12 protein-coding genes and 1 pseudogene are annotated in these 14,848 nt (G+C 44.4%); 3 read left to right on the top strand and 10 right to left on the bottom strand.

Translation table 11 applies throughout. The features are described 5' to 3' along the window. Positions 1-84 precede the first annotated feature (84 nt). On the top strand, positions 85-429 hold the full coding sequence (locus tag MKX41_RS31465; RefSeq protein WP_042185654.1) for a winged helix-turn-helix transcriptional regulator: 345 nt from the start codon (positions 85-87) through the stop codon (positions 427-429). A gap of 18 nt (positions 430-447) precedes the next feature. Here MKX41_RS31465 and MKX41_RS31460 read toward each other — a convergent pair whose 3' ends face one another. Further along, positions 448-951, bottom strand: a complete 504-nt coding sequence (locus MKX41_RS31460; RefSeq protein ID WP_340974664.1) for a GNAT family N-acetyltransferase — start codon at positions 949-951, stop codon at positions 448-450. Next, positions 935-1,819: an SDR family oxidoreductase gene (locus MKX41_RS31455; protein WP_339801297.1), complete on the bottom strand. Its 885-nt coding sequence runs from the start codon at positions 1,817-1,819 to the stop codon at positions 935-937. Before MKX41_RS31455 ends, MKX41_RS31460 begins: the two co-directional genes overlap by 17 nt. Before the next feature lie 292 nt (positions 1,820-2,111). Here MKX41_RS31455 and MKX41_RS31450 point away from each other — a divergent pair, with 292 nt between their 5' ends. Next, positions 2,112-3,206: a M24 family metallopeptidase gene (locus MKX41_RS31450; protein ID WP_340974663.1), complete on the top strand. Its 1,095-nt coding sequence runs from the start codon at positions 2,112-2,114 to the stop codon at positions 3,204-3,206. 873 nt (positions 3,207-4,079) lie between these two features. Here the strand turns inward: MKX41_RS31450 and MKX41_RS31445 are convergent. The 3 genes and pseudogenes from MKX41_RS31445 to MKX41_RS31435 form a co-directional block, all read right to left on the bottom strand. Continuing rightward, positions 4,080-5,753 carry a DUF6138 family protein gene (locus tag MKX41_RS31445; protein WP_340974662.1) on the bottom strand — a complete coding sequence of 558 codons (1,674 nt, stop codon included), beginning with the start codon at positions 5,751-5,753 and terminating at the stop codon, positions 4,080-4,082. 55 nt (positions 5,754-5,808) lie between these two features. Continuing rightward, a pseudogene (locus MKX41_RS31440) lies at positions 5,809-6,072 on the bottom strand (DNA alkylation repair protein); the annotation flags it as partial. A gap of 34 nt (positions 6,073-6,106) precedes the next feature. After that, positions 6,107-9,262: a hybrid sensor histidine kinase/response regulator gene (locus MKX41_RS31435; RefSeq protein ID WP_340974661.1), complete on the bottom strand. Its 3,156-nt coding sequence runs from the start codon at positions 9,260-9,262 to the stop codon at positions 6,107-6,109. Positions 9,263-9,675: 413 nt separating this feature from the next. Here MKX41_RS31435 and MKX41_RS31430 point away from each other — a divergent pair, with 413 nt between their 5' ends. Beyond that, entirely contained in the window at positions 9,676-10,455 is a 780-nt protein-coding gene (locus tag MKX41_RS31430) for an alpha/beta fold hydrolase (RefSeq protein ID WP_340974660.1), read from the top strand. Positions 10,456-10,615: 160 nt separating this feature from the next. On the opposite strand, the gene MKX41_RS31425 is transcribed toward MKX41_RS31430, so the two are convergent. The 5 genes from MKX41_RS31425 to MKX41_RS31405 are packed head-to-tail and all read right to left on the bottom strand — an operon-like array spanning position 10,616 to position 14,848. Beyond that, positions 10,616-11,581, bottom strand: coding sequence for an NAD(P)H-dependent flavin oxidoreductase (locus tag MKX41_RS31425; RefSeq protein ID WP_340975133.1), 966 nt, complete (start codon positions 11,579-11,581; stop codon positions 10,616-10,618). A gap of 6 nt (positions 11,582-11,587) precedes the next feature. Then, positions 11,588-12,391 (bottom strand): energy-coupling factor transporter transmembrane component T family protein, encoded by an 804-nt coding sequence (locus tag MKX41_RS31420; protein WP_340974658.1) that lies wholly within the window; start codon positions 12,389-12,391, stop codon positions 11,588-11,590. Continuing rightward, entirely contained in the window at positions 12,384-13,241 is an 858-nt protein-coding gene (locus MKX41_RS31415) for an ATP-binding cassette domain-containing protein (protein ID WP_340974657.1), read from the bottom strand. Before MKX41_RS31415 ends, MKX41_RS31420 begins: the two co-directional genes overlap by 8 nt. Then, on the bottom strand, positions 13,226-14,026 hold the full coding sequence (locus MKX41_RS31410) for an energy-coupling factor transporter ATPase (RefSeq protein ID WP_340974655.1): 801 nt from the start codon (positions 14,024-14,026) through the stop codon (positions 13,226-13,228). The genes MKX41_RS31415 and MKX41_RS31410 overlap by 16 nt, the downstream gene beginning before the upstream one ends. Beyond that, a complete protein-coding gene (locus MKX41_RS31405; RefSeq protein ID WP_340974654.1) occupies positions 14,027-14,848 on the bottom strand; it encodes an SDR family oxidoreductase in 822 nt (273 codons plus the stop codon).

The following is a 14,848-nucleotide window of genomic DNA, read 5'->3' as shown; positions in this document are numbered from 1 at the left end:
CATCCCTTCTAGTAATGAATTAAATTGGAATTTGTTTAAATTATTGGTCTTTTCGTTTATAATGTTCACTAAGAGGTGAGCCATATGAAGTCCACTGATTTATGTCCCCAGCTACAAAAAAGTATGGATATTATCGGCAGGCGTTGGACAGGTTTAATTATCTACCAGCTCCTCCAAGGACCGCAACGTTTCAATGTGATTGAAGCAGCCTTGCCCATCAGCGGAAGATTGCTCTCCGAACGACTTAAAGAGCTGGAACTGGAAGGGATTGTCCTTCGAGAAGTATTCCCTGAGACACCTGTGCGAATCCAATATTCCTTAACGGATAAAGGACTTGCCCTGGAGACAGTTATCCGGGATTTGCAGCGTTGGTCAAAAATATGGATTGATTGTGACACAAATAGCGTAAGCTCAACACTCAAAATGTAAGCGTTTCAATTGTGGCAGTTAGATTTTAAGTCCAACAATCACTAAATCACGTTCTATACCATCCAATTCAGCTACACCGGGTAGTAATCCCCACTGCTTAAAACCGAATTTTTCTAGCAAACCAAGGCTTGGATCATTATGTCCGAATACAAAACCAACTAGATTCTTAATGCCGAGACTAGGTGCTTTCTCAATGGCCTCTTTCAAAAGAATTCTACCGGCTCCACCACCACGGAACTTTTCACTCACGTATACACTAATTTCTGCTGTTGCATTATACGCTGGACGACCATAGAAGGATTGAAAGCTGAACCATGCCGCAATCTCATCTCCCTGCCTAAGTAACCATAAAGGACGATGGTGGCTGTTATGCTCATTGAACCATTTTTCTCTGTCTGCAACAGTAATAGGTTCCAGATCCGCAGTTACCATCCGTCCAGCAATCGTTGAGTTATAAATCTCCACAATAGCTGTTAAGTCTGTAGGTTTTGCATCTTCAATCCTGCTATTCTCCCAATTCATCCCTTGATTCCTCCAAATGTGTTAATTCACTCAGGCCGACCTGCTCCTGGCTCCATTGCCACAGCCGCTGCGCCTCTTGTTTATTCTTCGCTCTGGGAGTCAGCTCCTGATTCTTTCGTCGATAATAATATTGACCGGTTACCTCTTGCAAATCCGATTCTGTAGCCAAATAGATCGCTGTATCGGCTCCTTGTTCAGGAGTTAAAAAGAAGTATGACAGCAGCTTAAGGATCGACTTGCCAAAGCCTGTCTCCCGGTTAACACCTATATTTGTGCCCACTGCTCCTGGATGCACGCAATTCACCGTTACTCTTGTCCCTTGCAGGCGTGCTGCCAACTCTTTCGTGAACAGTATATTGGCTAACTTGGATCGAGCATAGGCTTTTGCGGGATTGAAACGGCGTGCGAGAGTTGGATCTTCATAGTGAAGTGCACCTATTTTGTAAGCACCGGAAGCAACCACAACGATACGGCCTTGCTCTGCTGCTTTTAAAGGCTCCAGTAACAGATTCGTGAGCAAAAAATGACCCAAATGGTTCACACCAAGATCCATCTCAAAGCCGTCCTTCGTAAGCTGACGCTTAATCGTGACTACCCCAGCGTTATTGATGAGTATATCTAGAATCGGATATTTCCGGGTGAATTCCTCCGCAAAACTGCGAATGCTCTCCAGCGAGGCCAGATCACACAACATCAGCTCGATATCCACGGAGTGGCTCTTTTGCTTGGCGGCAGCCAGTGCTTCCTCTCCACGCTGGCGATTACGGCATACCATAATTACTTTGGCTCCCTTGCGAGCCAGTTCAACTGTCGTCGCTAGCCCCATACCAGAATTTGCTCCAGTTACAAGTGCAATTTTACCTCTCATCCCAAGAATCACTCCTCTCTCAACAACCGTACCCCAATAAGCTTCCGCCTAACCTTACGAGAAGTATATTTAAGATTATGTTACACCAACTAGTAGGCTCAAGAAAAGCTTCTTGTCAGGTTTTAAAAGTATAGGTGATCAAATATGCATCCTTCTTTACGGAAAGCTTGCGAATAGGCATGTTATGATTAGCCAACGATAGATGTAGTCCGTCTCGTGCGTCTAGTCTATTTTTGATCTATAATAGGAATATTGCAGTTCTAATCGTGAAGTTGAAAGGGGAACACCAACTATGAATAATGCTCTGACAAGCCTAGAGCAGCAAATGGCGGGCGAAGGCCTTGATGCCCTGCTCGTAACAGATCCCAAACATGTTTACTATTTAACCGGATTCGCCAGCGATCCGCATGAACGTTTTCTCGGTCTGCTGTTGATACGCGGAGAAGAGCCAATGCTCATTCTACCCGCACTAGATGCAGAAGCGGCTCAAGCAGCTTCTTCGGTCACCAAAATCATAACTCATAATGATACCGATAATCCCTATAACCTGCTTAAAGATTGTTTCGGCAGCAGTAAGCTAGGTACTCTTGGTATAGAGAAGGAACATTTCTCAGTAGCCCGTTTTGAGCATCTAACCGCAGCCGTTCCAGCAGAACGTTTTAGTGATATAGGTCCATTTCTGCGTAGCATGCGCTCCAAAAAGACCCCAGATGAAGTTAAACGCATGAAACATGCCGCTGAGCTAGTTGAGGAAGCTTTGCGCCGCGTGCTTACCCATGTGAAAACAGGCGTTACAGAAAACGATTTAGTAGCGGAACTGGAATATCTAATGAAAAAGGTTGGCGCTTCCGGCCCTTCCTTCGACACTATGGTGCTTTCTGGTCCAAAAACAGCCCTGCCTCACGGTGTTCCAGGCAACCGGGTCATTCAGCCAGGCGACTTCCTGATGTTTGATATTGGGGTGTATGCTGATGGTTATGCTTCTGATATTACACGTACCTTTGCTATTGAATCCGTGGACGACAAGCTAATCACGATCTATAACACCGTGCTGGCTGCCAACGAAGCTGGGATCGCTGCTTCCAATCCTGGAGCTCCTTTCGGTTCTGTCGACAAAGCTGCGCGTGATGTGATTGAGGAAGCCGGATTCGGAGAATATTTCTTGCACCGTGTCGGACACGGACTCGGTATGGATGTGCATGAATATCCATCACTCCATGGACAGAACGATGACATTATCGAGATCGGCAATGTATTCACCGTCGAGCCAGGGATTTATGTACCGGGACTAGCGGGTGTGCGTATCGAAGATGATCTGATTATTACAGCTGAAGGTGCGGAAACCTTAACAAGCTTCCCTAAGGAACTGACTATTCTTCATTTGTAGAAAAGAAAATACCAAGAGTATCCGAAAAATATTAAAATCAAAGATAGCCCATCCCTAATAAGTTGGAAATGAATCACTTTCAACTTACTGTGATGGGCTTTCTCTTTTCCCGCACCATACTCGACTTGTTCAGATCCTTTCAAATCTATAATCCCTTTCAACCTTACAAACTCTTGTTTTATAAGTGAGTTTCAACATTTCATCTGCCATTTCCGCATATTGGTTATCTCCATCAGTTCGTTCAGATGTAAAAATCACTACATATAAGGTAGTTTTGATGTTTTAGCAATCTCACTCATGACTTTGCCTCCGTTTTTTGGTTATTAATAGGCACATTTTTTGCTTTCTCCATTAATTTATACTATATTAGCGCTTGAATAGAAACGAGCTGTTCAGTGAAAATAAAGTATCACACTGGAGCTGTTGATTTAGCGTGGTTTTTGAATTGAAGAATCGCCAGCTTTTGAAAAATAAGTAGACTGCTGCTATTGTCATTGAACTAACGTTTCCCGTTTGTTCAAAAACTTTGTGTTAAAATACATTCCTAACAACTGCAGTTGTATTTTCCAGAATTCTCTCTCAGTTATAAGTTTTCTAATCCCCAATCGCTGTAGGTGTATTTTTTATTATGATAAACGTGTTTGAAATCTTTACAAAAATTCAGAAGTTTTCGGCTTCTTGTTTCAAAAGATCTATCACATGTCACTTATGGTAAGGTTCACCGTAACGGGGCTAGCGGCGAAAAAAGTAAAAGGAGCTGCCGCGGCATGCTCCTTCGCTTAACGCTCTTAATGCTTCGATCGTCTTCTCAAGGTTTTTTGACGTGGTATGCTAATTTGCGAATGATCTTCACACAGGATAGCCTCCCTATCGTCAAGCTTGTTCCGCTGCCTTTAGCAATCGAAGCAACAGCCCCTTACGCGGTTCCTGCGCCTTTCGAGCCAATACAGCCAGCTTCTCCGCCTTGCCTAAAATCGGATACAGCACTCGTTCGGCCTCGTAATCCGCCAAAGCCTCGACATGCTGCACCAATAGCGATAGCTTGTCTTCACTTTCCAGTTCAGGCTGAATCCTCAGCTTCAGCGAATCATGAGAGCAACGCAGGCAAGCGATCAAGGCGGGCATCGAGCGTTCGGTTATGCCATGGGTCTCGGCGAAAACAGCCGTGAACTTGTCCTGCACCAGCTGATGCTCCTCGTCTACAAGGGCCATATAGGTCTCTACCAACGGAAAATAACGCTCGTCCGTGAGTCCCAACCCGAATACGGCATAACTGCCCGGCATGACGCTTTTCTCACCTTCCGTATCCTCGTACCACACGAACTCTTCCATCGCCTCACGAGCGTATTCCTCCAATAACGGATACAGCTCGGAATAGGCCAGTGCATTTGCGAAAAAACGATGCGTATCCGATTTGGCAAGTCCTTTAATGGGTAATGCCTCTCTCACGCTGGATTTTAGCTTGATTTTGTAGCTTTTTGGGAAACCCTTCCGGAGTAGGGAGAGAATGAACGAAATCGCCCGTTCGTACGCACCAGCCTCTTCTTTACGAATAACGACCGTAATGATGGAAAACACATCGTTAGCCTTGCATTCAGTCAACTCGTCACGCAGATGAATGTCTTCAAGCGCGAAGGTGTCGCTACCTTCCTTCAACATGCGTTCGGCTTTGCCGCTGCCCAGCTGCCTCGCAAGCTCCAGAAAAGTCATGCCCTTGGCTTTACTGTAACTTGGCTCGTAACGAAGAATCATCACAGCGCCGTACAACAGCAGATCGATAGGCTGGTTCGGCTCATCCATATGCTTGAGAGCCTTATCCGGCTTGATTCCATTTTCATTGGTTCTGTATTCGGAAAGCGTAACATCATAGTGACGTGGCAGGAATACTTCCTCGGTCCAGTGGGTTAAAGCTCGAATGATATCGCTTCGATGCTCCCTCAGCGCTTGCGCCCGTTCTTTATTCAACGCCTGAATCCGGTCAAATATAGCAATCGTCCGTCCGACGTCCGGTTCGTTGAACAAATACGGGTCCAACAGATGGCGTGTCAAAAAGAAAGTTTCTAACGGCTTTGTCGGGTAAGCACCCTTCTCCAGTTTTTGCTCGATATAGGACTCAACCCGCTCCAGAAGCTGCCGCTTTTTCTCTTCATATATGATGTCAAACACCGTTAATCTCACGGGCCCGTCTGCCGTTGCGAATCTTCCCTTCAAGGTAAATCGGTAATCGATAAGGGCCGACGTATGCAACTTGTCCAGTTTCTCCCTTACGATGCTCGTCAACCGGGGCTGCACCTCATGCAAGACCTCCTCCTGCGTAAAAGGAGACGCCTTCATCGACTTGTGCCCTGAAGCATTCCTTCTAAAATCCGAACTGCCAACGCTAGTCCTACCCGGTCGATAATCCAGCACAATGTCGTTAAAAATGCCCACTTGCAGCGTGGTACGCCTGACAGCGCCCTCCACGTCCTTTCGTTTCTCTTGTTCCTCAAACCACTCATAAATTGCCGCTTTCATCTCTTCCAGTGCTTCTTCCTGTAGTGCGTTCATGGTCTCCCGCCTTTTCCACATGTTTCTTCGCTCATCGCATCCAAAATATCGTTTTTTTCCCTTCGGAAAATTCACTATCCTTGCGATTTCCGAGCAGCCAGCAGTAACAATTCCAACCCGCCGACATTTTCAGCTCTACACCACTTGCAATCCATTTATCGGCTAGTTCTTGCGCAATATCCGTTACTGCCAAAGTTACTGCTACCACAAAATCCGATAGCATAGCTGCCTCAATCCACCGTTCAAAATCCGCCTCAGACATTACTTTAGGATCCGGGATCACTCCTGCAAAGTACATAGAGTCGTATTTCCATGTAGCTTAGAGCGGCCAAGGTTGCTCCTCATTAAATCACTTATTTATCACCTAGCTTTATCCCGTTCAACCTGTTATGTACATGAAAAGTTACCTTTGTCCCTGTACCTAACGTACTTGTGATATGGAGTCCTGTTCCAAAGTGTCGTTTTAATCGCAGATCCGTATTAATCAATCCGACGCCTGAACGACTATCTGCTTTCCTTTCTAATATTCCTTGCAATCGGACCTCGTCTATTCCGTCCCCATCGTCTTCAACGGTTATCTCTGCATGCGTCTCATAGACAGAAATCCGAATAAGAATCGTTCCTCCACGATTGCGCTTCATTATGCCATGTCTTATCGCATTTTCAACGAGAGGCTGGATCGTAAGAAATGGGACTTTTATGTCCCCACAGTCATCTGTCTCCCAAATAACCTGTAACCTTTCTTCAAACCGAACCTTTTCAATATATAGATAAGAACGTACTAGACTTAACTCCTCTTCTATCGGAACAAGCCTATCCATGTTTTGAAATTCAAATTTATTCCTCAGAAAATTGCTGAATTCATCGAGCAAAATACGCATCTTATCCAAATTAATATCACTTAAAGCTGTTACAGCATTCAACGCATTAAATATAAAATGAGGCTGGATTTGCGCTTGCAGCCATGCAGCTTCTAATCGCAGTTGTTCTCGAACCGATTGTTTAATCGTAGCTAACGCCTCAATCCGTGATTTTATTTCTATTGCTTCCACTGGCTTCGTCACATAATCGTTTGCCCCCGCTATAAAGCCGCTCTGAATATCTTTCGGTTGGCTTCTTGCGGTAAGGAGCAATACAGGGAGCTCCGTGAGTGTAAACCGCTCACGAATCATTCGTGTCAGCTCATAACCGGACATCTGTGGCATCATGATATCGGAGATGACCAGATCCCATTCCTTAGTGTCCAGTACAGCTAATGCCTCTTTACCACTCGTTACCATCGTTAAATCATATTCGTCTGGTGGTAGTATGGCTTCAAGTACTTGAAGGTTGACAGGATCATCATCAACAACTAATAGAATCGGACGTTCACGATTCATTTCTATTAAAGTTGTTTGATTCGTAGCTGGCGGAATCTTCACTTTTTCCATATACACTGAGGAGGCTATTTCTTGAATCGGCATGGATTGTAATGGTTCAAATGAGTTGGTCAAATCATTCTCTTCCTCCTCTTCCAAACCTGCTAGCCTTAATGAAAATGTGAATTTTGAGCCCTCTCCTAAAACAGAGGACACTACTAACGTACCTCCATGAAGCTCAACCAGTTGCTTGCTTATACTTAAACCCAACCCAAAGCCACCATCAATCATAGTCTCACTCGTGCTGGCTTGCTCGTACGGACGGAATAGGCGCTTAAGCATGTTCTCATCCATTCCGATCCCGGTATCAGCAATAACGATATAGGCTCGTCCATCTTTTACAAAAGCTTGAATCGAAATGACCCCATCATTCGTATATTTCACAGCATTATGAAGTAAATTGAAAACGATTTGAACAACCCGGTTCTCATCCGCATTTACTGGAGGAAAATCTTCAGGAATTTGATTTGCAATTTTTACAGACTTCACATCTGCATTTAATTGCAGCATATCAAGTACTCCGGTCACAATTGGCTGAATATATATGACTCTTTTGTGTATGCGCGGATTGCCTTCCCGTAAACTCATCACATCAATTAAATCGTCTAATATCAATGTCATTCGACGTCCTACAGATAAACCTGTTTCAAGCTCTTTGATACTCCTTTCCTGCAACAAATGCCGCTCCCGTTTTAAAACGGATTGTGACATATTAAGAATACTATGAAGCGGATTTTTAAATTCATGAGAAGTATTTGCTAGGAATTGATCTTTATGGTCATTCATCCTTTGCAATGTTGTCGCAAGCTCTTTCGTGTTCGCATGCATGATAAAATAATCTTTAAACCATACAGAGGCTAAACAAGCTATCGCAATAATCAAATCGAACGGATAATAGACAAGACTCAAACCGCTATCCAGCAAGATTAACGACCAAAGAGCATAGTTCATCAACGCAAGAAAAGAGAAAAGCAGTAAAAGATTGCTCTTTAAATCTTTAATTACTTTTTTAAACATCGTAATCAGCGTTATAACTGCAGCAGTACCACCTAATACATAATAAATAGGGAAGAGCATGATCACCTGAGTTGGATTTAAAAACAACGTGATGCCGGCAGTCCCTAGATTCATTATTTTATAGACAGGGTACATCCTACGCCAATATGGAAGCTCGCGATGATTCGTACACTGGAGCAAAGCATAGGCTGCAATAACGAAAGCAATATTAGTCAGCCTAAAATCCCAATCAATTCCAATGTAAAATAACTGATGGAACAACTTCTCATCCGTACTAAAGACACTCGTGATCGTTACACATAATGCAAGCAAACTAAAATAAAGCAGCTTCTTTTCCTTATTTCCTATTAAATACAAAATAAGTGCATAGACAGCGTGCATAATAAAAATAATTGCTGCTAAAAACTGCATAAAAATGGAAGCCTTCATCTCTTTGGCAATGGCTTCTTCTGAACCGAATTTTATGGATCGGACAATGCCCCCGCTTCGACTATCCACATAATTTGCCGCCTGAATCACGAGTTCGATTACACCGTTGTCATCTGCTGTAAAGGTTGTAGAATAAGGTAGGTCCTTCGAAATATATTCATCCTTTGTTGTCGCCACCTGTCCGGATTTAGTAAGTAATCGACCGTTTACATATAATTCTGATGCAGTGCGTACACTGGGTACACGAATACTATAATTAAGATGCTTCGCCGGGTCTACATAAAGAAGCAAACGATAAGAGCCATACCCGTATGGAGATGGCTTGTCAGCATGCAAAACTTCACTCCATCCTCCCGGTACCTGAATGTGTCTTGGCGCATTATCGCCTAACATTTGTTGCCGACTACCATCTATCAACCATTGCGAGGGATAAAACTCCCATTCCCCATCAAGTAAGTGAATGCTGCCATCTTCTGCATTCCAATTGCGTAAATCGAATTGCCCATTATGAATTGACGCCTGTTTGGGATATTGAAACGCTTCCATCCATAAAATGCGAAAACCGGTTAAAATAACTAATATGAAAACTAGCAATAATATTATATAGCTCTTTTTCATTTGATATTTGGATGAGTGAGTTTCCACGAAGTATTTCTCCCCTAGTCATTTTCTTCTAAGACATTTAAATAAGTGCTCTCCATAATTTACCACAGTTAATATAGGAGAAACAGACGATAAAGACATCTTGATGTCTATTATATAGAAATACCGACTTGGAATTTCGCGAGTTTGTTGTTCACAAGAAAACTATAGCATGTTCTTTTCAACTAAACTGCCAGTTAGTTGAACAAATAAAAAAAACGGCTGCCTAAGCAACCGCTGTTCCACTAACGTACCCCGTGAGCTCAATGATCTGAAGAAATTGTTTCACTCAAGCTATTCCTCAGAAATCTCTACGTACTATCTTAACCCAATTTGACGCTGAAATTAGGCATTAACCTTGCCTAGGGCGAATATCTTAACGGGGGAAATACATTAAAAAAAATGAGGCGATACACTTGGGATACTTCGTTACTGTGGAACCGGGCGTAAAAGTATTTATAGAGGACATCAATCCGAAGGGAAATAAAACGATACTTTTTATTCATGGCTGGCCGCTAAACCATAAACAGTTCGAATATCAGTTCAATTTCCTTCCTAAGCTCGGATATCGTTGTATCGGAATGGACTGGAGAGGATATGGCAATTCGGATAAACCATTCGATGGTTACGGTTTCGATAGATTAGCAGATGATCTTCGTATGGTCATCGAAGCGTTACAGTTAAAAAACATAACACTGGCAGGACACTCTACCGGAGGAGCGATCTCAATTCGTTATATGGCTCGTTATAAAGGGTACGGGGTATCTAAACTCGTCCTGATCGACGCTGCGTCTCCATCAAGCGTTCCAAAAGAATTTACGAATAAAATCATCGAAGAGACAAACAATGACCGTCCGAAAATGCTGCAAAACCAAACGGAGAGCTTTTTCTTTCAGTACATTTCTGAAGCGAAATCCGAATGGTTCTTTCTAATGGGTTTACAAGCTGCGAATTGGTCGACCTCCGCCATTATGGTCACGTTAAGAGACGAGAATGTTTACAACGATCTTGGACAAATCGATGTGCCCACATTAATTATTCATGGAATTCATGATAAAGTCGTTCCGTTTACCCAAGCTCAGGAAACTAATAAGCTGATTAAAAATTCGCAATTAGTTCCATTCCAATACAGCGGCCATTGCCCTTTTTTGGAGGAGCGTGATAGATTCAACCAACTATTATCTTCTTTTGCATAACGCCTCGGATTAGCCGCACCATCGCTCCCCATAAATATAGTCCGATAATGCCCGATGATTGAGCAAACCTGCTCGTTAGCTTAATAAAGCATCGTCAATCTAATACCTATCTTTCAGTTCATTGATTCATCTTTTGGATACAGCTGCTCTGCTGACATCTTCACGCCTGCATTCCCCACATCCCGCGAATCGACTCTGCCTCTTTGACCATCCTGCCGACTAGTTCCGAGACCGTAGGGGTATCATGGATCAACCCTGTCACTTGGCCTGCCCAGCCGATGCCCTCTTCTTTGACATCATCATAAATCCAGCGCTTATTGGCTGCACCGCTAATATATTCTTTTAAGGCTTCATAAGTCGGAGTCACACGCTCAATTTCGAGAATCTTATCTATGTACTCACTACGTAGCACTCGCGCGGGCGCTCCGATAGAGCGTTTGATTACGACTGTATCTGACTCAGAGCTTTCTACTAGGGCTTTTTTATAAGAAGCAGCCGCATGAACACATTCAACCGTAGCAACGAATCGTGTGCCCATTTCAATTCCCTCAGCCCCCAGTGCATGGGCCGCCATCCATCCGCGGCCATCCCCGATCCCGCCTGAAGCAATCACAGGAATATCAATCGCATCAACTACTTGCGGAACGAGCACCATAGTCCCTACATCATCACGTCCCAAGTGGCCTCCTCCCTCCTGCCCAACAACAATAACCGCAGAAGCGCCTAATTGTTCAGCTTTTTGGGCTTGTCTGCGTGAAGAGACAAGCACGAGCGTTTTAATATCAGTCTGCTGTAGCATTTCCAGTATAGGGGCCGGATTCCCACCGGTGAGACTCACCACGGGAACCTTCTCGTCGATGGCGACCTGCACCCGATCTTCATAACCGATACCATGCACACCGATGGCAAAATTAACGCCAAATGGCTTGTCCGTCAAAGTACGTACCCGTTCTATTTCTGAACGTAAAGCCTCTGCACTCGGAAGACTCATCGCTGTAACCTGACCCAATCCACCGGCATTCGAAACGGCAGCTGCGAGGTCTGCATAACCTAAATAAGCAAGTCCACCTTGAATAATAGGATACTCTATGTTCAATAACTCCGTAATACGGGTGTTCCATTTCATCTTCATCTACACCTTTCCTATCTTTAACCACAGCAGAATCACAGCAAATAAAAGAGCAATTCCCCCTGCCAGATAATCCATTTTCTGAAATTGCAAAACCCTATAAGAAGTTCTTCCTTTACCATTTCCATAAGCACGCGCATCAATCGCATAGCTCAGCTGTTCAGCACGTTGAATCGTCGTGAAGAGCAAAGGAATAATGATCGGGACATAAGCAAATATCCGTTTAGGCAGTGATAATGCTGTAAGGTCATAACCTCTAGCCTTTTGTGCGAGCAGAATACGATCCAGCTCCTCCTTGATGGTAGGAATAAACCGGATCGCAATCACTATCATTAAGGAGAATTGTTCTACGGGTACCCCCATTTTGGATAGAGGTGCAAGTAGCTTTTCAAGACCATATGCTAAGTCTAGCGGTTTAGTCGTTAACGTTAATACTGAGGCTAATAAGATGAGCAATATAATACGCCAAACAAAACGTAATCCTGTTCGCAGTCCCTCTTCAGTTACCTCAATAAAGGACCACGACCAGAGGATCGTTCCTTTGGTGAACACAGCATTATACAGCAGGGTAAACAGCAAAACAAATAATAACGGCCGCAGCCCCCGCCAGAAGAAATGAATAGGAACCTTCGACAGCAGCAAAATTCCGAATACAAAAACAGTTGCAACTCCATAGCTAAGCCATGTTCCAAGCATCAGAAAGCTAAGCATGAGAATCACGATACTAACAAGCTTTATACGAGGATCCAAACGATGGAAAATCGAATGCGTCTCCACATATTGACCCACAATTACGGAATCAGCCATGTTGACGCCCCCTCGAATGCCAAATTGGCTGAACAGCATCGAAGATATCCTGCTCTTTACAGCTAGCAACCTCTATTTTTTGGCCAGATAGTTCCTCTACTAGCTTCAAAAGCTGTACGGGCTCAGGCATGGACAAGCCCAGCTCCACCAATAATTCTTCCTTTTCCATAAATAGTGTTCTGGGGTCAAAATGTCCTTCTAGCTGACCTTTATGGAAAACCAAAACCTCATCCGAGTACTCAGCAACATCCTCCATCTGATGCGAAACGAAGAGAATGGTGCGCTGATTTTGTTGCTGCCAAGTCTTCAGTAGCTTCAGCAAAGATACTTGGCTAGCTGGATCTAACCCCGCTGTCGGTTCATCCAAAATTAGCAGCTTCGGATTCGTCATCAGCACGGAGGCAAGCGCCACACGGCGCTTTTCTCCACCGCTTAATTGGAATGGATTTAACGGGAGAATGTCCTCTGACAGACCCACTTGCGGTAAAATCCTTTCAATCGCCTCCGTGATTTGCTGGCGTGAAGCACCCTGCAGATTCAGAGCAAAAGCAAGCTCCTTTTGCACCGTAGTTTCGAATAGCTGATGCTCCGGATATTGAAAAACAAAGCCCAGCTCCGGGACCACCTTTAATTGTCCTTTAGCATCTCTTGGAGCAGGCTGCTGATCAATCCAATACTCTCCTTTTACGGTGGGAATCAAGCCCTTCAGCATTTTGACAAAGGTAGACTTTCCTGCACCCGTGGGACCGATAATCGAAATCCATTTGCCCGCAGTAATGGTGCAGTTTATATTGTGCAAAGCCACATGATCAGCATAGTTTACACTTAAATTATCTAATTTGTAGACCATTGTGATCGAATTATCCCCTTCCAATCGGCTGTTCGCGGCACTTCTGAATGGAGCAATGCATGTACACGCACGGCAAAGGGTAGGTGTAATTGATAGTCCGCAACAGGCATCGTTTCAAAAAAAGCCAGTGGAGCACCATCATACTCGAGTCTCCCTTGATGCAGGAGTAATAATCGTTCTGCTGAAAGCACTTCCTCCATATGGTGAGTGATCTGAATAATGGTCAGACCTTGACGATGCAGCTCTTGCATAATGGCAAGCACCTGCTGCCTTCCCTGAGGATCAAGCATAGAGGTGGCTTCGTCAAAAATAATGACTTGCGGGCGCATCGCCAATATAGCCGCAATAGCGACACGTTGCTTCTGACCTCCAGAGAGCTGATGTGGCATAGCGTCCAGGTAATACTCCATATGAACAGCCTGCAAGGCATGCTCCAATCGGCTGCGCATTTCCTCCCTTGGCACACGAACGTTCTCCAAACCAAAAAGCACCTCATCCATAACGGTTGTGGTGATAAATTGATCCTCTGGATTCTGAAAAACAAAGCCAATTTGCTGATGAATATCTGCAAGATCAGCTGGCTTTGTGGTGTCTAGGCCCTTAAACTGTACAGCCCCTTTTCGCGGCAGCAGCAGTCCGTCCATGAGCTTTGCAATGGTGGATTTGCCAGAGCCATTCGCGCCAACAATCGCCACAAACTCCCCCGCTTCTATCGTAAAGCTGATATCCTCTAGGACAGGCTGACCCTTTTTATAATAAAAATGAACTTGATCGAAGGTAAGCATTTATTCACTCCCCTTTTGACGATGCCAAGCAGCGAAAAATGCCCCAATGCTGTTCTCGGAAAATGCAGGCGCAGGCTTCTCCCATTTTGTCACTGTTGATCCATTCACGGCAAAGATTTCACCGGTTAAATCCACATCGGTCTCGCTCAATAATGCATTTACGAAGGTAGCAATATCCTCAGGAGCACCTATTCGCCAGAACTCCGGGAACGGTTCATTACGACAGGCATGTTTCGCTTTCAAATGATCAATGACAGGTCTGGTCATATCTGTTAAAGCGGCTGGCGAAATCGCATTGACTCTAATTCCATCACGTTTCAGCTCCGCTGCTAGTGTCCACGTCATTCCGAGTATTCCAGCTTTGGCTGCACTATAATTCACCTGACCCACAGAACCTGTTAGTCCAGCCGTAGAGGTCATCAACAGGATATCGCCACCTGTCTGGCGCATATATGGAAGTACGCGTTGAATGCTATAGTAGGTGCCATTTAGATGTACATCCAGCACAGCCTTCCACTCTTCATCCGTCATCCGTAGACATTTCTGATCCTGCAAATTCCCAGCGTTAGCTATCAATACCTCAATACGGCCATACCGTGTAATAACCTCATCCACCATTGCAGTGACCGCAACTGGATCTGCTACATTAGCAGAGTATCCTGATGCCTCACCACCCGCCTGACGAATCTCGTGGACAACCTCATCGATTAAGACTTGTTTTGTACCATTTACAACTACTATATAACCGGACTTGCCGAGCTGCACGGCAATACTACGCCCGATCCCTCTGGTTGCTCCAGTAATTAAGGCTACTTTGTTCAT

The sequence above is a fragment of the Paenibacillus sp. FSL R5-0475 genome, assembly GCF_038004585.1.
Lineage (GTDB): Bacteria > Bacillota > Bacilli > Paenibacillales > Paenibacillaceae > Paenibacillus_AQ.
This window is presented reverse-complemented; position numbering and strand designations above follow the sequence as displayed.

Excerpts from the sequence above, each read along its gene's own strand:
- MKX41_RS31465 (WP_042185654.1), top strand. The coding sequence starts at position 85 with ATGAAGTCCACTGATTTATGTCCCCAGCTACAAAAAAGTATGGATATT.
- MKX41_RS31460 (WP_340974664.1), bottom strand. The coding sequence starts at position 951 with ATGAATTGGGAGAATAGCAGGATTGAAGATGCAAAACCTACAGACTTA.
- MKX41_RS31455 (WP_339801297.1), bottom strand. The coding sequence starts at position 1,819 with ATGAGAGGTAAAATTGCACTTGTAACTGGAGCAAATTCTGGTATGGGG.
- MKX41_RS31450 (WP_340974663.1), top strand. The coding sequence starts at position 2,112 with ATGAATAATGCTCTGACAAGCCTAGAGCAGCAAATGGCGGGCGAAGGC.
- MKX41_RS31445 (WP_340974662.1), bottom strand. The coding sequence starts at position 5,753 with ATGAACGCACTACAGGAAGAAGCACTGGAAGAGATGAAAGCGGCAATT.
- MKX41_RS31425 (WP_340975133.1), bottom strand. The coding sequence starts at position 11,581 with ATGAAATGGAACACCCGTATTACGGAGTTATTGAACATAGAGTATCCT.
- MKX41_RS31420 (WP_340974658.1), bottom strand. The coding sequence starts at position 12,391 with ATGGCTGATTCCGTAATTGTGGGTCAATATGTGGAGACGCATTCGATT.
- MKX41_RS31415 (WP_340974657.1), bottom strand. The coding sequence starts at position 13,241 with ATGGTCTACAAATTAGATAATTTAAGTGTAAACTATGCTGATCATGTG.
- MKX41_RS31410 (WP_340974655.1), bottom strand. The coding sequence starts at position 14,026 with ATGCTTACCTTCGATCAAGTTCATTTTTATTATAAAAAGGGTCAGCCT.
- MKX41_RS31405 (WP_340974654.1), bottom strand. The coding sequence starts at position 14,848 with ATGAACAAAGTAGCCTTAATTACTGGAGCAACCAGAGGGATCGGGCGT.